The 14,435-nt window shown below is 67.2% G+C and carries 16 protein-coding genes and 1 pseudogene; 9 read left to right on the top strand and 8 right to left on the bottom strand.

Annotated features, from left to right (window positions below; translation table 11 throughout):
• Positions 1-19 precede the first annotated feature (19 nt).
• Both ACKUB9_RS28480 and ACKUB9_RS28475 read right to left on the bottom strand, forming a co-directional pair.
• Positions 20-775 carry an SDR family oxidoreductase gene (locus ACKUB9_RS28480; protein ID WP_407529380.1) on the bottom strand — a complete coding sequence of 252 codons (756 nt, stop codon included), beginning with the start codon at positions 773-775 and terminating at the stop codon, positions 20-22.
• A complete protein-coding gene (locus tag ACKUB9_RS28475; protein WP_407529379.1) occupies positions 772-1,197 on the bottom strand; it encodes a MarR family winged helix-turn-helix transcriptional regulator in 426 nt (141 codons plus the stop codon). The genes ACKUB9_RS28480 and ACKUB9_RS28475 overlap by 4 nt, the downstream gene beginning before the upstream one ends.
• A gap of 102 nt (positions 1,198-1,299) precedes the next feature.
• Here ACKUB9_RS28475 and ACKUB9_RS28470 point away from each other — a divergent pair.
• A pseudogene (locus tag ACKUB9_RS28470) lies at positions 1,300-1,980 on the top strand (SDR family oxidoreductase).
• A gap of 237 nt (positions 1,981-2,217) precedes the next feature.
• Here ACKUB9_RS28470 and ACKUB9_RS28465 read toward each other — a convergent pair.
• Entirely contained in the window at positions 2,218-2,835 is a 618-nt protein-coding gene (locus ACKUB9_RS28465; protein ID WP_407529378.1) for a TetR/AcrR family transcriptional regulator, read from the bottom strand.
• Positions 2,836-2,890: 55 nt separating this feature from the next.
• On the opposite strand from ACKUB9_RS28465, the gene ACKUB9_RS28460 reads away from it, so the two are divergent.
• The 3 genes from ACKUB9_RS28460 to ACKUB9_RS28450 are packed head-to-tail and all read left to right on the top strand — an operon-like array spanning position 2,891 to position 4,166.
• Positions 2,891-3,346, top strand: coding sequence for a nuclear transport factor 2 family protein (locus ACKUB9_RS28460; RefSeq protein WP_407529377.1), 456 nt, complete (start codon positions 2,891-2,893; stop codon positions 3,344-3,346).
• Positions 3,339-3,995, top strand: a complete 657-nt coding sequence (locus ACKUB9_RS28455) for an NAD(P)H-binding protein (RefSeq protein ID WP_407529376.1) — start codon at positions 3,339-3,341, stop codon at positions 3,993-3,995. Before ACKUB9_RS28460 ends, ACKUB9_RS28455 begins: the two co-directional genes overlap by 8 nt.
• A 12-nt stretch (positions 3,996-4,007) precedes the next feature.
• Positions 4,008-4,166 carry a hypothetical protein gene (locus ACKUB9_RS28450; RefSeq protein WP_407529375.1) on the top strand — a complete coding sequence of 53 codons (159 nt, stop codon included), beginning with the start codon at positions 4,008-4,010 and terminating at the stop codon, positions 4,164-4,166.
• 252 nt (positions 4,167-4,418) lie between these two features.
• Here ACKUB9_RS28450 and ACKUB9_RS28445 read toward each other — a convergent pair whose 3' ends face one another.
• Positions 4,419-5,318, bottom strand: coding sequence for a LysR family transcriptional regulator (locus ACKUB9_RS28445; protein WP_407529374.1), 900 nt, complete (start codon positions 5,316-5,318; stop codon positions 4,419-4,421).
• Between the two features lie 113 nt (positions 5,319-5,431).
• On the opposite strand from ACKUB9_RS28445, the gene ACKUB9_RS28440 reads away from it, so the two are divergent.
• Positions 5,432-6,535, top strand: a complete 1,104-nt coding sequence (locus ACKUB9_RS28440; RefSeq protein WP_407529373.1) for an aldo/keto reductase — start codon at positions 5,432-5,434, stop codon at positions 6,533-6,535.
• A 70-nt stretch (positions 6,536-6,605) separates the two neighbouring features.
• Here ACKUB9_RS28440 and ACKUB9_RS28435 read toward each other — a convergent pair whose 3' ends face one another.
• Positions 6,606-7,511, bottom strand: coding sequence for an SDR family oxidoreductase (locus tag ACKUB9_RS28435; RefSeq protein ID WP_407529372.1), 906 nt, complete (start codon positions 7,509-7,511; stop codon positions 6,606-6,608).
• A 100-nt stretch (positions 7,512-7,611) separates the two neighbouring features.
• Here ACKUB9_RS28435 and ACKUB9_RS28430 point away from each other — a divergent pair, with 100 nt between their 5' ends.
• Positions 7,612-8,487: a helix-turn-helix transcriptional regulator gene (locus ACKUB9_RS28430; protein WP_407529371.1), complete on the top strand. Its 876-nt coding sequence runs from the start codon at positions 7,612-7,614 to the stop codon at positions 8,485-8,487.
• A 569-nt stretch (positions 8,488-9,056) separates the two neighbouring features.
• On the opposite strand, the gene ACKUB9_RS28425 is transcribed toward ACKUB9_RS28430, so the two are convergent.
• A complete protein-coding gene (locus tag ACKUB9_RS28425) occupies positions 9,057-9,956 on the bottom strand; it encodes an SDR family oxidoreductase (RefSeq protein WP_407529370.1) in 900 nt (299 codons plus the stop codon).
• Between the two features lie 34 nt (positions 9,957-9,990).
• The gene (locus ACKUB9_RS28420) at positions 9,991-10,728 is read right to left on the bottom strand and encodes an SDR family oxidoreductase (RefSeq protein ID WP_407529369.1); all 738 of its coding nucleotides are present in this window, start codon (positions 10,726-10,728) and stop codon (positions 9,991-9,993) included.
• 95 nt (positions 10,729-10,823) lie between these two features.
• Here ACKUB9_RS28420 and ACKUB9_RS28415 point away from each other — a divergent pair, with 95 nt between their 5' ends.
• Positions 10,824-11,759: a LysR family transcriptional regulator gene (locus tag ACKUB9_RS28415; protein ID WP_407529368.1), complete on the top strand. Its 936-nt coding sequence runs from the start codon at positions 10,824-10,826 to the stop codon at positions 11,757-11,759.
• A 55-nt stretch (positions 11,760-11,814) separates the two neighbouring features.
• On the opposite strand, the gene ACKUB9_RS28410 is transcribed toward ACKUB9_RS28415, so the two are convergent.
• Positions 11,815-12,714: a LysR family transcriptional regulator gene (locus ACKUB9_RS28410; RefSeq protein ID WP_407529366.1), complete on the bottom strand. Its 900-nt coding sequence runs from the start codon at positions 12,712-12,714 to the stop codon at positions 11,815-11,817.
• Between the two features lie 141 nt (positions 12,715-12,855).
• On the opposite strand from ACKUB9_RS28410, the gene ACKUB9_RS28405 reads away from it, so the two are divergent.
• The gene (locus ACKUB9_RS28405) at positions 12,856-13,701 is read left to right on the top strand and encodes an SDR family oxidoreductase (protein WP_407529365.1); all 846 of its coding nucleotides are present in this window, start codon (positions 12,856-12,858) and stop codon (positions 13,699-13,701) included.
• Positions 13,702-13,790: 89 nt separating this feature from the next.
• Positions 13,791-14,420 (top strand): ester cyclase, encoded by a 630-nt coding sequence (locus ACKUB9_RS28400; RefSeq protein WP_407529364.1) that lies wholly within the window; start codon positions 13,791-13,793, stop codon positions 14,418-14,420.
• Positions 14,421-14,435: the final 15 nt, after the last annotated feature.

Below are 14,435 nucleotides of genomic sequence, written 5' to 3'. Positions count from 1 at the left end.
GACGGAGCTGGATGAGGTTTCAGGCCGCTGCGGCCTTGCTCATCTGGTTGAAGACAAGATCGGGCGCGACCCTGCCGGCGATGCTCAGCACCTTGCTCAGGCCAGGGCGGATGTCGGTCTTGCCCGTCTCTATGCCGGTGATCGCGTGCCGAACGAGCGTCTCGACCGGCATGTTTCTGGCCCCGTCCATGGTCGCGAACTCGGCCTTCATCAGCGGCGTTTCCGTTCCAGGCGGTGCGAGCTCGACGACGCGGACGCCGCCGTTCGCGAGCTGGGTTCTCAGGCACCGCGTATAGGCGCGCACCCCGGCCTTGGCGGCCGAGTAGACCGGCGCGATCGAGAACGGCACGAACGCGATGCCGGACGAGACCATGACGATGAGCGCCTCCGGCGAGCGTTGGAGATGGGGCAGGAACTGCTGCACCATGCGGATCGGACCGCTGAGGTCGATGTCGATCTCGCGGGTGACGTCCTCCAGCGAGCGATCCTCGGCGAGCTTCAGGTTGCGCATGATCCCGGCGTTGTTCACCAGCGTGTCGAGCCGGGGAAAGCGCGCGGTCACGTCGGCGTGCAACCGCCGGATCTCGTCGGCGTCGCCGACGTCGCTCCTGAACGCATGGAGACCAGGATGGCGGCCCTTGGCCGCCTCAATGGCCTTGTCGTCCCGCCCGGTGACGATCACGACGTTGTCGCGCGCGAGGAGCTGGGCCGCCAGCTCCAGGCCGATGCCGCTGGTGCCGCCGGTGATCAGAACCGTCCTGCCGGTCAGTTTCATGTGTCGGTCCTTTCGGATGAGAGACGATCGAGGCGTTCGGTGGCGGTGCGGAGCACCCGGACAGCGATGGCGATGTCGGCTTCGTCGATGCCGTTGAACGCGGACAGGACCAGCCTCTGCAGGTCCGGGAGCCGGTCCCACAGCGCCGCCCCCGCTACGGTCATCCGCAGCAGCTTCTGACGGCCGTCCGCCCGGTCGGGCACCTGCTCGACAAGGCCCTTGCGGACCAGCTCGCCGATGACGACGCTCAACGTGGCCCGCTCGACCTTGAGCATTCGCAGCAGTTCGCGCTGCAGGGTCGGGCCGTCATGGGCCAGGTGATAGAGCACGTACCATTGCGTCGCGCCGAGACCGTGCGGCCGCAGCGCGGCCTCCATCAGGGCGCGCCCGGCGAAGTAGCAGCGCTTGGCCCATGCGGCCACGGAGTCATGACGGAAGCGAGGAGGTTTGCTAGGCACCAAACAAATATGTTAGCATCATAACAATGTGTCAAGCCGGGACTCGACGGGAGGTGGGTGGAAATGATCAACGAGATCGAGGGCAAAGTCGTCGCGATCACCGGCGCGAGCAGCGGGATCGGTGAGGCGACCGCTCTCCTGCTGGCTCGGCAGGGAGCAAAGCTCGTGCTTGGCGCGCGCGGGGCCGAGCGGCTAGAGACGATCACCTCCCGCATCGTCGCTGAGGGAGGAGAAGCGATTTGAGCGACGACCGACGTGACGAAGCGCGACGATCTCGTCCGACTGGTTGCTCTCGCTCGTCAACAATACACCAGGCTCGACGCTCTGGTCAGCAATACCGGTGCAGGTCCGCTCTCTCGATTTGACGACCTGAAGGTTGAAGAGTAGGACGTGATGATCAACGTCAAACTGCGCGACGTTCTCTACGATATTGCCGTAGAGCTCCCGGTACTTCGAGCTTAGGGCGACGGCCACTTCGTCAACATCGTCCCCACCGCGGGTTTGAAAATCGTCCCGCTGCAAGGCGTGTACGCTGCAACCAAGAACGCCGCGCGGACGATCAATGAAGCGCTCCGGCAAGGGGCGGGCGACAAGCTGCGTGTGAGGGGCATGTCGCCTGGCTTCGTCAAGACGAACTTCGCCGAAGCTATGAGCGACCCTCAGATCAAGGCGACCATCGCCGAACGCATGGAGCAGATCGCAACCCCGCCGGACGCGATCGCTCGGGCGATTGCCTTTGCGATCTAGCAGCCGCCCGAGGTCGATGTCGGCGACATCGTAGTCCGCCCGACCGCTCAGGATTGATGCACTTACCCCAGTGTGTCGAGCGGTCGCTACTGCAGCTTTCCTCCGGTGTCTGCGAACGGACGACCGATCGCGCGCTTGAAGGCGGTGCTCAAAGCGGTTCTCGAACGATAGCCAGCGGACCAGGAACCGCAGCCACCGCGTAGGAGCATCGGACCAGCCGCTTGCTCGGATCCGCTTCTAGGCTGTCCTGGCGGCTGCAGCACACATGCGGGCCAGACGTCTGATGTGCTGGCGGTCGGAACGCCCGCCAACCACGACGAGGCGCCAGTAGATGGGTGCGGCCACCAGGTCGGCGATCGACTCGAAATCGACCTGCGGGTCGAGCTCGCCCCGCGCAGTCGCTCTCTCGACGAGGTCGCGAGCGCGGTCCCGCCTCGCCTGCTGCAATGGTCGGATCGCCTCGGCCAGGGCCGGCTCGCGTCCGATCTCCGCGTGGAGATCGCTGACGATGCGTCGGATCGTGCGATGGCGCAGGACGCGACGAATGGCCAGGAGGAGCGCTTCGAGATCCGCCTCCAGCGATCCCATGTCGTCCGTCTGGGTAATCGTGAGGCCCACCTGCGCCAGGAGATCGCTGGCCATGTCGACCTTCGACGACCAGCGCCGGTAAAGCGCGGCTTTGCCGACGCCCGCGCGCTTGGCCACCCGCTCCAGGCTGAGCGCCGCAAAGCCCGTCTTTGCCCATTCCTCGAAGAAAGTGCGCGCCAGCGCATCGGTGACGCTGGACTTGCGCACGGCGGCGCCGCTCGGCTGCCGCCGTGCGATCCTGGCTTCGTCGGAACGATTGCGTTCCATCCACACATTCCGTATAGCGTCGGAACGCACCCGTTCCAACCGCAGGGTCTACGGCATGCCCGACACCGTGAAAAGCTTTTCCGCCATGCTGAGGGAGGCACTGGGTGATCGGCTCGCTCCGGATGCCGGCTCCTTCGTCGACATGTTCCATGCTGAGGGCGTCATGGAGTTCCCCTACGCCTTCGGAGATCTCCCCAGGCGCGTGGTCGGGCGGGAAGCGCTGGAAAGACATCTGTCGAGTCTCGCCGAGCAGATCACGTTCGATCGCATAAGCGAGCCGACGGTCATCGAAACCCTGGACCGAGATACGGTCATCCTGGAATTCGAGGCGTTCGGCTCGGGCGTGGCGACGGACGAGCCCTACGAGCAGCGCTACGTCTCGATCATCCGCACGCAAGGCGGCACCATCGTGCACTACAAAGACTACTGGAACTCGCTGGCCGTACTGCGCGCCTTGCGCGGTTCTGAACAACTCGCGCTTCTAACCCATGGCGAGGCGCACCATGGCTGACCCCATCCTGGTCACTGGCGCCACTGGAAAGACCGGCAGCGCTCTCGTTCGCCGGCTGCGGGAGGCGGGTTTCACAGTTCGGGCCGGAACCCGCAGCGCCAAGATGGCAGGGGACATCGCCTTCGATTGGCGGCGTCCCGAGACCTTCGACGCTGCCCTCGATGGGGTCGTTGGCGTCTATATCGTCGCACCGACGGACACCGACGAACCGCTCGCACAGATGCGGCCTTTTCTCGAGCGGGCGGGATCGCGGCGCCTCGTTTTTCTTTCGGCATCATCGCTTCCCCGAGGGGGACTGGTGATGGGCGCGGTCCACGAATGGCTTTCGGGACACGCCGTGGACTTCGCCGTGCTGCGACCGACTTGGTTCATGCAGAACTTCACCAATCAGCACCTGCCCGGGATCCTCCGAGACGACGCAATCTATTCCGCCACCGGGGACGGCCGCGTTCCGTTCATCGATGTCGGCGATATCGCGGCCGTCGCCGCCGCCCTGTTGACTGGTGTCGCAAGGGAAGCCGGGGTCGCCCCTGTCCTGACCGGACCGCAGACCTTGTCTTATGACGAGGTGGCACGGATGCTGACCGAGGTACGGGAACGAGAGGTCCGCCACGTTCGGATGAGCGCGGCCGACCTCGCTCGACGTTAAGAGGGTTACGGGTTGCCCGCGCGCTACGCTGCAGCACTGTCGGCCCTCGACGGCGACATCGCCGAGGGGTCGGAAGATCGCGTCACCGACGAGGTCCAGCATTGGACGGGCCGCCGGCCCGCCGATCTAAAGTCCTTCCTTGCCGCGCACGCGACGCTACTGCGAGCGTGAAGTCGGCGCCACACTGAACCCGCCGGCGACCCCGGACTCAGACGCGGTTCTCGCTACATCGACGAGGGCATCGTACTCGGTTCGCGGATGAAGCCGTTGGCCGTTACGGCGTCGCGAGGGGTGAACTTCTCGCGCAAAGCGATCGTGGTGAGGGCTGCAACGCCGTCAAAGCCCAATGAGCTGGAAGCGGCCAACCGGGATTGGTCGAGAGCAGGCTGGCCGCCTTCGGAGTGCCTGGCCGAATAGCAACGCCTAGCTGACCAGTTCCGCTCGCAACGTCGCAATCAGCGCCCGGAGCGCGGGCGAGGCCTGCCGTCTGCTGGGGTGGTAGAGGTAGTAGCCCGGGAAGGGCGGACACCAGTCGGCGAGCACCTGGACCAGCCGCCCGGCCCGGACGTCGTCGGCGACGTCGGCTTCCAGCGTGTAGCCCAGCCCCACGCCCGCCCGGACTGCGGCGAGCGCGAGCGGGCCGTTGTTCACGACCAGGGGCCCAGAGGTCCGGATGCTCACCTCCCGGCCGTCCTTCTCGAACTCCCACGGCAGCAGGCCGGGCGAGGTCGTCAGCCGGTAGTTGATGCAGGCGTGCTGTTCCAGGTCCCGTGGCGTCGTAGGCGGAGGATGACGCGCGAAGTATTCTGGCGTGCCGACCACCGCGCTGCGCTGATCGAGCCCGACCCGGATCGCGATCATGTCCTTGGCAACCGTATCGCCGAACCGGATGCCCGCATCGAAGCCGGCGACTACGATGTCGGTGAGACCATTGTCCACGTCGACCTCGACCTGAACGTCCGGGAACGCGAGAAGGTACGCGGGCAGAGCCGGCTCAAGGACCGCCGCGGCCGCCGTACTGAACGTCGTGATGCGGAGCGTGCCCGACGGCCGCTCGCGCCAGCCACCCAGCGCCTCCAGTCCGCTCGCGATCTCGTCGAGCGCGGGGTTGAGCGAGCGCAACAGCCGTGCACCCGCCTCGGTGGGCGCCACGCTGCGCGTGGTACGGGCGAGGAGGCGCACGCCCAGCCACTCCTCCAGCCCACGCATGGCATGGCTCAGCGCCGACGGCGACATGCCCAGCAGGGCGGCCGCCCGCGTGAAGCTGCGCTCGCGCGCGACCGCGGCGAAGGCGGCAAGATCGTTGAGCTCACGCCGGTCCATTGCTGCATGCTGCTCACAAGCTCATGCGCTCGGCAACGGCTAATCGCCTTGGCGCTCCAGGGCTACCTACCGGCTCATGCAGCGCTCCTTCCGAGCGCGCCGGGAGCACTGCGATGAGCCTGACCGACTACCGCACGCTGGGCCGCTCGGGCCTGATCGTCAGCCCGTTGGCGCTAGGCACCATGACCTTCGGTGCGGAGCGCTGGGGCTCGGGGGAGCGCACCTCGCGCGCCGTGTTCGACGCCTATGTCGAGGCGGGCGGCAACTTCATCGACACCGCCGACGTGTACTCGGCCGGGCGCAGCGAGGAGATGCTGGGCGCATTCATGGCCGATGGCGGCACGCGCGACCGACTGGTCGTGGCGACCAAGTCCGGGTTCGGCCGCACCCCGGGCACGCCGCTCCATGGCGGGAACGGGGCCAAGAACATCCGGCTCGGGCTGGAAGGCTCGCTCCGGCGGCTCCGGACCGACCACATCGACCTGTACTGGGTCCACGTCTGGGACCGGGTGACCCCGGCCGAGGAGGTGCTGCACACGCTCGTGGACGCCGTTCGGGCGGGCAAGATTCTCTCCTATGGATTCTCGAACACGCCCGCCTGGTACGTCGCCAAGCTCGCGACGCTTGCGCGGGCACATGGATTACCGGCGCCGATCGGGCTGCAATACTCCTATTCGCTCCTCGACCGTGGCGTGGAGCTCGACATCCTGCCTGCCGCGCGCGAGCTCGAAATGGGGCTGGTGCCCTGGAGCCCGCTCGGGGCGGGGCTGCTGACCGGAAAGTACGGCCGCGACAAGCTGGCCGAGGCGGGACGCACGGCTTCGCTCCCGGACAAGGCCGCGGGCCTGAGTGAAACGCCGAGCGACGGGCGGCTGAACGGTGACAACCCCTTCGGCGGCATGCTGTTCACGGAACGCAACTTCGACCTGGTCGACGCCGTGCGCTTGGTGGCCGACGAGATCGGGCGCTCGATGGCGGAAGTTGCGCTCGCCTGGGCGGTGTCGCGTCCGGGCGTGTCGTCGGTGCTGATCGGAGCCAGCGGCACCGAGCAGCTCCGGCAAAATCTTGCCTCGCTCTCGGTCGAGCTGACCGCCGACCAGCGAGCCCGCCTCGACCAGGCGAGCGCCCTGCCGCTGCTCAGCCCTTACTTCATTTTCGACCTGCCCTCGCCCGCCATCTTCGGCGGACAGGCGGTACGAGGATGGGCCGGCGCGTGAGAGACTCAACTCTCGAAGCGTCTGGGTCGGGCGAGTTGAAGAGCGCCTCGGGCCCGACCCGAGCCGGCGATCAAGACCGAGCGGCGGCGCCCGCGTCCCTCATCGCCTGCAAATCATCGAGCAGGCTCGGCCCGGTCGGACGCCAGCCGAGCCGCTCGCGCGTCCACGCGCTCGAGGCCGGCATGTCGAGCCCGGCGAAGATCGAAAGCCAGCCGAAATGCGCCGACGCTTCCTCAGGTGGAAGCGACCGGATGGGAACGCGCAAGGCCGCCCCGATCACCGCCGCGATCTCGCGCATGGGCACGCCCTCCTCGGCGGCCGCGTGCCAGCGCGCGCCGGACTCGTGGCGCTCCAGCGCCAGCCGGTAGAGCCGGGCCACGTCGTCGACATGCGCGGCGCACCAGCGACCGCCGCCGTCGCCGACGTAGGCGCAGACGCCCTTCTCGCGCGCGTGCTCGATATAGAACGTGATCAGCCCCTGCTTCACGGCGTCGTGCACCTGGGGCAGTCGGACCACCGCAACCGAGACGCCCTTGTCCGCCACCTCGGCCGCCGCCTGTTCGCTGGCCGCGCGCGGGATCGAGTGCTCCAGGTTCGCGACCTGCTCGACCGCGGTCTCGCCCGGGCCGGCGCTTCCCATCGCGGTTCCCGAGGTGACCAGCAGCGGACGGTCCGTGCCCGCCAGCACAGCCCCCAGCGCCTCGATCACCCGCGCGTCCTTCTCGCAGTTCTCGACATATCGAGAGAAGTCATGATCGAACGCGGCGTGGATCACGGCGTCCGCCTCGTCAGCGCCGCGGGCGAGCGACTGAGGGTCATCCAGCGTCCCGTGATGGGACGCCGCGCCCAGGGAAGCCAACTGGCGCGCGCCCTCCTCCGATCGGGTCAGGCCGACTACCTCATGCCCGGCTCCGATCAGCTCGGGCACGATCCGCGAGCCGATGAAGCCGGTCGCGCCGGTGACGAAGACACGCATCAGAAAACCTCCGGGTTGTTCGGTCCCTCCTTATCGTGCTTCGTCTCACCCTGTTAAAGTAGTGCGCTTATCCAGGGATAAGCGCCAACAGGATCGCCCAATGCCCGCCGATGCCGAGAACCGCCTCGGGACCTATCTGCGCGACCGCCGCACTCGGCTCGACCCGGCCGCGTTCGGCCTCTCCTGCGGACGTCGCCGCACGCCTGGGCTGCGCCGCGAGGAGGTGGCGAGCCGCGCGAACATCAGCGCGACCTGGTATACCTGGCTGGAGCAGGGCCGCGGCGGCGCGCCCTCGGCCGACGCGCTTGACCGCATCGCCAAGGGGCTGATGCTCACCGAGCCCGAGCGCGAGCACCTCTACATGCTTGGCTTAGGTCGCCCGCCCGAGGTCCGCTACAAGCCCGCGGACGGCGTCACCCCGCGGCTTCAGCGCATCCTCGACGCTTTCGAAGTCAGCCCGGCGATCATCAAGACCGCGACCTGGGACGTTCTCGCCTGGAATCGCGCGGCCGCAGCGGTGCTCACCGACTATGGCCAGTTGCCTCGCGAAGAGCGCAACATCCTGCGCCTGATCTTCGGAAGCGCGCAGGTGCGCGCCGCGCAGGAAGATTGGGAGGGTGTCGCCCGCTTCGTCGTCGCCGCGTTCCGGGCCGACATCGCCCGTGCGGGAGCGGCGGGGAGCGAGGACGCGGCCCGCCTCGTGGACGAGCTCTCCCGGCTCAGCCCTGACTTCGCGGCGCTGTGGCGCGAGAACGACGTGATCGCGGCCGGCGAGGGCGTGAAGCGCCTTCACCATCCCGAGGCCGGGCTGTTGGAGTTGGAGTTCTCGTCCTTTGTGGTCGAAGGGCGCCCGGAACTCGCCATGGTAGTTTATAACACCGCCTCGGCCACGATGGCCGAGCGCATCCGGGCGTTCATGGCCAAGCGAGCGACCGCGGTAGGCTCTGCGCCTGTCCCGGCCGGTGCCCGCGCTTGATCGGCTTCGTCGCCTCGTTACGGACCGTGCTTCAAGGTCGAGCCAGCCTGTCGAGGAGTTGTGAGAACAGGTGACGCTCGCCAGAGTGGGGGGCAGCGTGTCGCCCAGCGCGAGTGCTGCGCCGGCCGGTCCTGGTCGGCTTAGAACGGGCTTTGAAGACGTGATCGCGTCGAGAACGCCTTCTCAGGCCCTGGCCGAAAGGGCAAGCTCCCTGCTCTCGACGAGCCTGCCGAGCAGAACCGGAACGGTGCCGACGTTAAGGCCCGCGCATCATGTCCAGCGCATGCTCCTCGCTCACCTGCAGCAGCCCGACCCTGGCGATCCGGGTCAGTTTACGTCCCGGCATCTCCAGACCGGACGCCCGCAGCGCAGACGTTTTTATTGGGCCGCGGGTCGCCGTTGATGATCGAGCAGCTCGCCGAGTGTTAGGGTAGGCGTCGGACCACTTCTACGGGGGCAGGTCATTACCTTCGCCCCGGTACGGGTCCCCTCGTTAGGAGTCGGGGTGCAGTGATCATGCCACCCTGACGACCCTCGCCGAGGTCGAGGGCAAGCTCTCGCTCACCATGTCAGGCCACAGTGGGCTTGAGCAGGTCACCCAGCCCGATGTTGTTGAGCAGCTCGCGCCGCACACGGTCGGCGACCGCGTTGACCGCTTCCGCGCCGTCGTCGGCGGGGTCGATATGGATGCGGAACGGGCGCTTGCCGAACGGCGCGTCGACTATGCGCACGATCGAGCGGGCCACCTCCTCGGGATCGGCGTCGGGAGGCGACAGGGCAGCCAAGCCCTTCAACGCCTGATCGGTGATCGAGCCGGTCGGACCGTCGGCATAGGCCGTCGCGATGGCCTGGTCCTCGGGCTTGCCCGCATGGGCGAAGTGGTTGGTACCGGTGGTGAAGGAGCCCGGCACCACGATGCTGGTCTCGATGCCCCAACGCGCCAGCTCGCCCGCGTAGCTTACGGCGATCGCGTCCATGCCGGCCTTGGCCGCGAAGTACGGGCCGAGATAGGGCGGTGTGCCCCCGCGCGTCGAGGTCGAGCCGATCCAAACGAGCAGGCCGCGCCCGCGCTCACGCATGTGTGGCAGCGCCGCGCGGTTGAGCCGCTGCGTGCCCAGCACGTTGACGTCATACTGCTGCATCAGCTGCTCGGGCGTGAACGCCTCCAGCGGGCCGTAAACCATGTGGCCGGCGTTATGGACGATCACGTCCAGCCCGCCCGCGTCGGCGAAGATGGTGGCGACCGCCGCCTCTACCGATCGCCCGTCCTGCACGTCCAGCTCGACCGTGCGCAAATCGGCGGACTCCTGCCTGCCCCAATCCGCATAGTCCCGCCCGACCGACGCGTTCTTGCCCGCGAGGTCGCGCATGGAGGCGTAGACGGTGTGGCCCGCCTTCGCGAGCGCCTTGGCGGCGGACGCCCCGAAGCCGGAGGACGCGCCGGTGACGAGAATGACTTGCTTGCTCATGGTCCGTTCCTTTCGAGATCGAGGAAGCGCGGCTTCAGACCATGCCGCCGTTGGCGCGCAGCACCTGCCCGCTGACCCAGCCGCCATCGGGGCCGACCAGGAACGACACCACCGACGCGATGTCGTTCGCCTCGGCCAAGCGTCCCATTGGGATCATCCTGGTGACGGCCGCGACCTGTTCATCGGTCTTGCCGTCTAGAAACAGCGCGGTCGCGACCGGGCCGGGAGCGACGGCGTTGACGGCGATGCCCTTAGGGCCGAGCTCCTTGGCGGCGATGTGGGCCAGCGCCTCCACCCCGCCCTTGGTCGCAGCGTAGACGCCGTAGGTGGGCTGGTAGAGCCCGACGACGCTGGACGAGAAGCTGACGATACGCCCGCCCTGGCCCATCCGTCGCGCGGCTTCGCGGATGCCGAGGAACACGCCCTTCAGGTTGACCGCGATGTGCTGGTCGAAGAGTTCATCCGAGCTTTCCGCAATCGGCGCGAGCTTCATCAGACCCGCATTGTTGACGAGCGCATCGACACTGCCGAAGGCTCGCTCGGTTTCGTCGAACATCGCCGCAACCGATGGCGGATCGGAGACGTCGGCCTTGACGGTGATCGCCTGGCCGCCGCTGCCTATGATCTTCGCGGCGAGCGCATCCGCGGGCACGGCGTCTCCGGAATAGTTGATCGTCACGGCCATGCCGTCACGGGCCAGGCGCTCGGCGATTGCGGCGCCGATGCCGCGGGACGACCCGGTGACGATGGCGGCTTTGGTTGTGGTGGTCATTGCTTGTCTCCTTGCTGGTGATCCAGGAGATAGCCACCGGGATTGTGCGGGATTAGAGGTTCATTCCTGGCTTCACTGACCGAGATATCGGACCAATGGACAAGATCGAGGCGCTGCGAGCGTTTGTGAGGGTCGTCGAACGGCGCAGCTTCCGTGCCGCCGCGCAGGACCTGCTGATGCCGCGCGCCCGCGTGTCGGAGGCGGTGGGCCAGCTCGAACGTCAGCTTGGCGTGCGCCTCCTCGCCCGCACGACCCGCAAGGTGGTGCCAACTGTCGAGGGGGAGGAGTATCGCCGGCGGGCGCTGGGGATCATCGCCGCGGTGGAAGACGCGGACGCGGCGGTCGCGCCCGGCGTTCCGTCAGGGCCGCTAAGGATCGACGTCCATGGCACCTTTGCGCGGCGGTTCCTCCTGCCCGATCTGCCCGACTTCATCGAGCGTTATCCTGAAATCAGGCTGCACATCGGCGAGCGCGACCGGCTGGTCGACCTCATCGGCGAGGGGGTCGACTGCGTGATCCGCGTTGGCGAGCCGGCGGTCAGCGGCCTGGTCGGGCGTCGGCTCGGGATGCTGCCGGAAGGCACGTTCGCGAGCCCCGCCTACCTTGCCCATCACGGCGTCCCCGCCTCACCCGACGATTTGGGCGGACATCGGGTGATCGGCTTCGTGTCGTCGGCGTCGCGCGAGGTGATCCCGTTAGAATTTCAGGTCGACGGCGAGGTCCGCTTGGTGTCGCTTCCCGCTGCCGTAACCGTCACTGCCGCGGCGACGAACGCCGCCTTGGCCCGTCTCGGCCTCGGGTTGATCCAGGTGCCTCGTTACCGAGTAGAGCGCGAGCTCGCGGCGGGCGAACTGGTCGAAGTGTTGCCGGAGTGGCGGCCGACGCCCACGCCGGTCTACCTGCTCTATCCGGAAGCCCGGCAGCTTTCTCCCCGGGCGAGGCTATTCATCGACTGGGCCGTCGATCGGGTCGGCTCGCGGCTGCAGCAGACAGATAGGAGTCAAACCCACCCCAGCGATCAGAAAACGTGAGCAGGCATCCGCGACGTTTGCGAACAGGAAATCATCAAGGTGTGAGCCGCTACACCTAGGCGGCGAAGTCGGCTTGCTTCACGAGATCGATGAAGGCGCGAAGGCCGGCCGGGACATGGCGGCGGCCCGAGTAGTACAGACATAGTCCGGATATTCGCGGGCACCACTCGCCGAGCACGGGTCGAAGCGAGCCATCAGCCAACGGCGCGGCGACGGTTCGTTCGGAGACATAGGCGATGCCCATCCCAGCGAGGGCGGCTTCCGCCATCAGAGCCGGACTGTCGAGCGTCAGGACGCCCGGTACGTCGACGGAGACCTCCTGCCCGTGCCGTTCGAACTCCCAGCGGTAGAGCTTGCCGCTCGGCAGACGGTGCCTGATGCAGCGGTGGCGATGAAGATCGTCCGGCACGATTGGTATCGCGCGTGCGGCGAGGTAAACGGGCGACGCGACCGCGACGAAGCGGGCGTCCCCGCCCATGGGTACAGCGATCATGTCGCGGGGTACCGCTTCGGCCAATCGTATGCCCGCATCGAAGCCCTGGTCGACGATGTCGACCAGTCGTCCCTCTGTCACAAGGTCGAGCGCCATGCTGTGGTATCGCTCCAGGAACGTCGGCACGACGGACCTCAGGAGCATTCGGGCCGCGACGTCGTTTGCGTTGATGCGAAGGGTGCCCGTGGGCTGGCCGCCGTCGTCGGCGACCTCGTCGAGTGCACCTTCCAGATCGCGCAGGATCGGTCCGACCCTCGCCAGCAACCGCTCGCCGGCCTCCGTCGTGGTCACGCTGCGGGTCGTGCGGTGGAGCAGTCTGACACCGAGATCGCGCTCCAGCCCGGTGATGACATGGCTCAGCGTCGAGCGGGCCACGCCCAGTTGGTCGGCGGCGCGCCGGAAGCTGCGATGGGCGGCGATGGCCGAAAAGGCTTCGAGGTCGGCGACAGTCGGCTTCGGCATTGGTGGCTCCTATCGACCGTCTCATGCCACATTGGCGACCTTATCGCGCCAGTGAAGGGCACTACGTTGTGGTCACGCAAGCGCCGGCTGGGAGGAACCCACGACTAGCCGCGCGACGACGAAGCTCAGCGAGAAGGCAGCATGGCCGAGAACTATCTCGTCACAGGCGCCTCGTCCGGCTTCGGGCGGCTGATGACCGAGCGACTGCTGGAGCGCGGAGACCGCGTCGTCGCCACGGTGCGAAGGCCCGATGCACTGGCCGAACTCCGGTCGGCCTATCCCGAGCGCTTGCATGTCGAAACGCTCGAGATGACAGAAACGGACGGGATCGGCACCGTCGTGGATCGTGCCTTCGCCACCATGGGCCGCATCGACGTGGTTGTCAGCAACGCGGGCTACGGCTTGTTCGGGGCCGCCGAAGAGTTGGAGGACGGCGAGATCGACCGGCAGATCGCCACCAATCTCACGGGCTCGATCCAGCTTATCCGGCGGTCGCTGTCTCGTATGCGAGGCCAGAACTTGGACGGCGCGCGCCGCGGTCGGATCGTTCAGATATCCTCCGAGGGCGGCCAGATCGCCTACCCTGGTTTCAGCCTGTATCACGCGACCAAGTGTGGCATCGAAGGTTTCGTAGAGGCGGTGGCCCAGGAGGTCGCGCCGTTCGGCATCGATTTCCTGCTCGTCGAGCCGGGTCCCACGGGCACCAACTTCCTGGCCGGAATGCGGCAGGTCGCGCCGATGGCGGAGTATGACGGTACGCCGGTCGGCGACGTGCGCCGCAGCTTCGGCACCGGACAATTTGGCGTCATGGCCGACGCCGATAGGTCCGTCGCCGCGATGATCGACGCCATGGATGCCGACAAGCCCGCGCTGCGGCTGGCACTGGGCAGCAACGCGTTCGACGGCATCGCCAAAGCGCTTGCCGCCAGGTCGCAGGCACTGGAAGCGCAGAAGGCCATCGCGCTCGGTGCGGATGGCGACCGCTAGTCGGCGGGTCGAAAACGAGTGCAAGATCGCGTCGCACAGTCGACCGTTCCCCGCGAACCGTAGCGCTACCGTAAGAATGGGAGTCACCCATGCAACGTGGCAATAAGTTGGCGAGCCGACGCACGCTGGTCGGCGTTGGTCTCACCGTGGGTGCGGCGGCTGCCATGGCGGTCGCCGGCCGAGGCGACGCCGCCGCAGCGCAGGATCTTGGACCCAAAGGCGATCAGGGCAAGCCTGCCGATTTCGCCTTCGGCCGCACCGATGAGGGCAATCTGCGCGCCGATGACGCCAGCCTGTCGCAGCGCGCCCGTGATCTGATCCGGATCGGCATGGACGGCATCGCGCGCGAGAATACCGCTGCGATGATGGCGTTCTTCCACCCGAGCTTCCGGTTCCACGGACCCGGCGGTGCCGAACTCGATCGCGACCGGCTGTTCGCCTATTTCGCTGCATGCCGCGCGGCTTTCGACGATTTCAGCGTCACGCGCCAAGCGTTGGTCTCGGACGGCGGCGACTACCTTGCCACTCGAACGCGCTTCGCCGGCATCTTCGCCCGCCCCTTCACGGCGTCTCCCAAGGGTACGCTCGAACCGAATGGGAAACGCTTCAGCTATGACCTGGTGAATATCTTCCGCTACGCCGCCAATGGACGGCTCGCGGAGGAATGGTTGCAATACGACACCCAGTCTTTTCTTGCACAACTGCAGAGATCGGCGTAACTCCCAAGGAGATCA

Origin of the sequence: Methylobacterium oryzisoli (assembly GCF_046557895.1) — a bacterium.
GTDB classification, from domain to species: Bacteria; Pseudomonadota; Alphaproteobacteria; order Rhizobiales; family Beijerinckiaceae; genus Methylobacterium; species Methylobacterium oryzisoli.
This window is presented reverse-complemented; position numbering and strand designations above follow the sequence as displayed.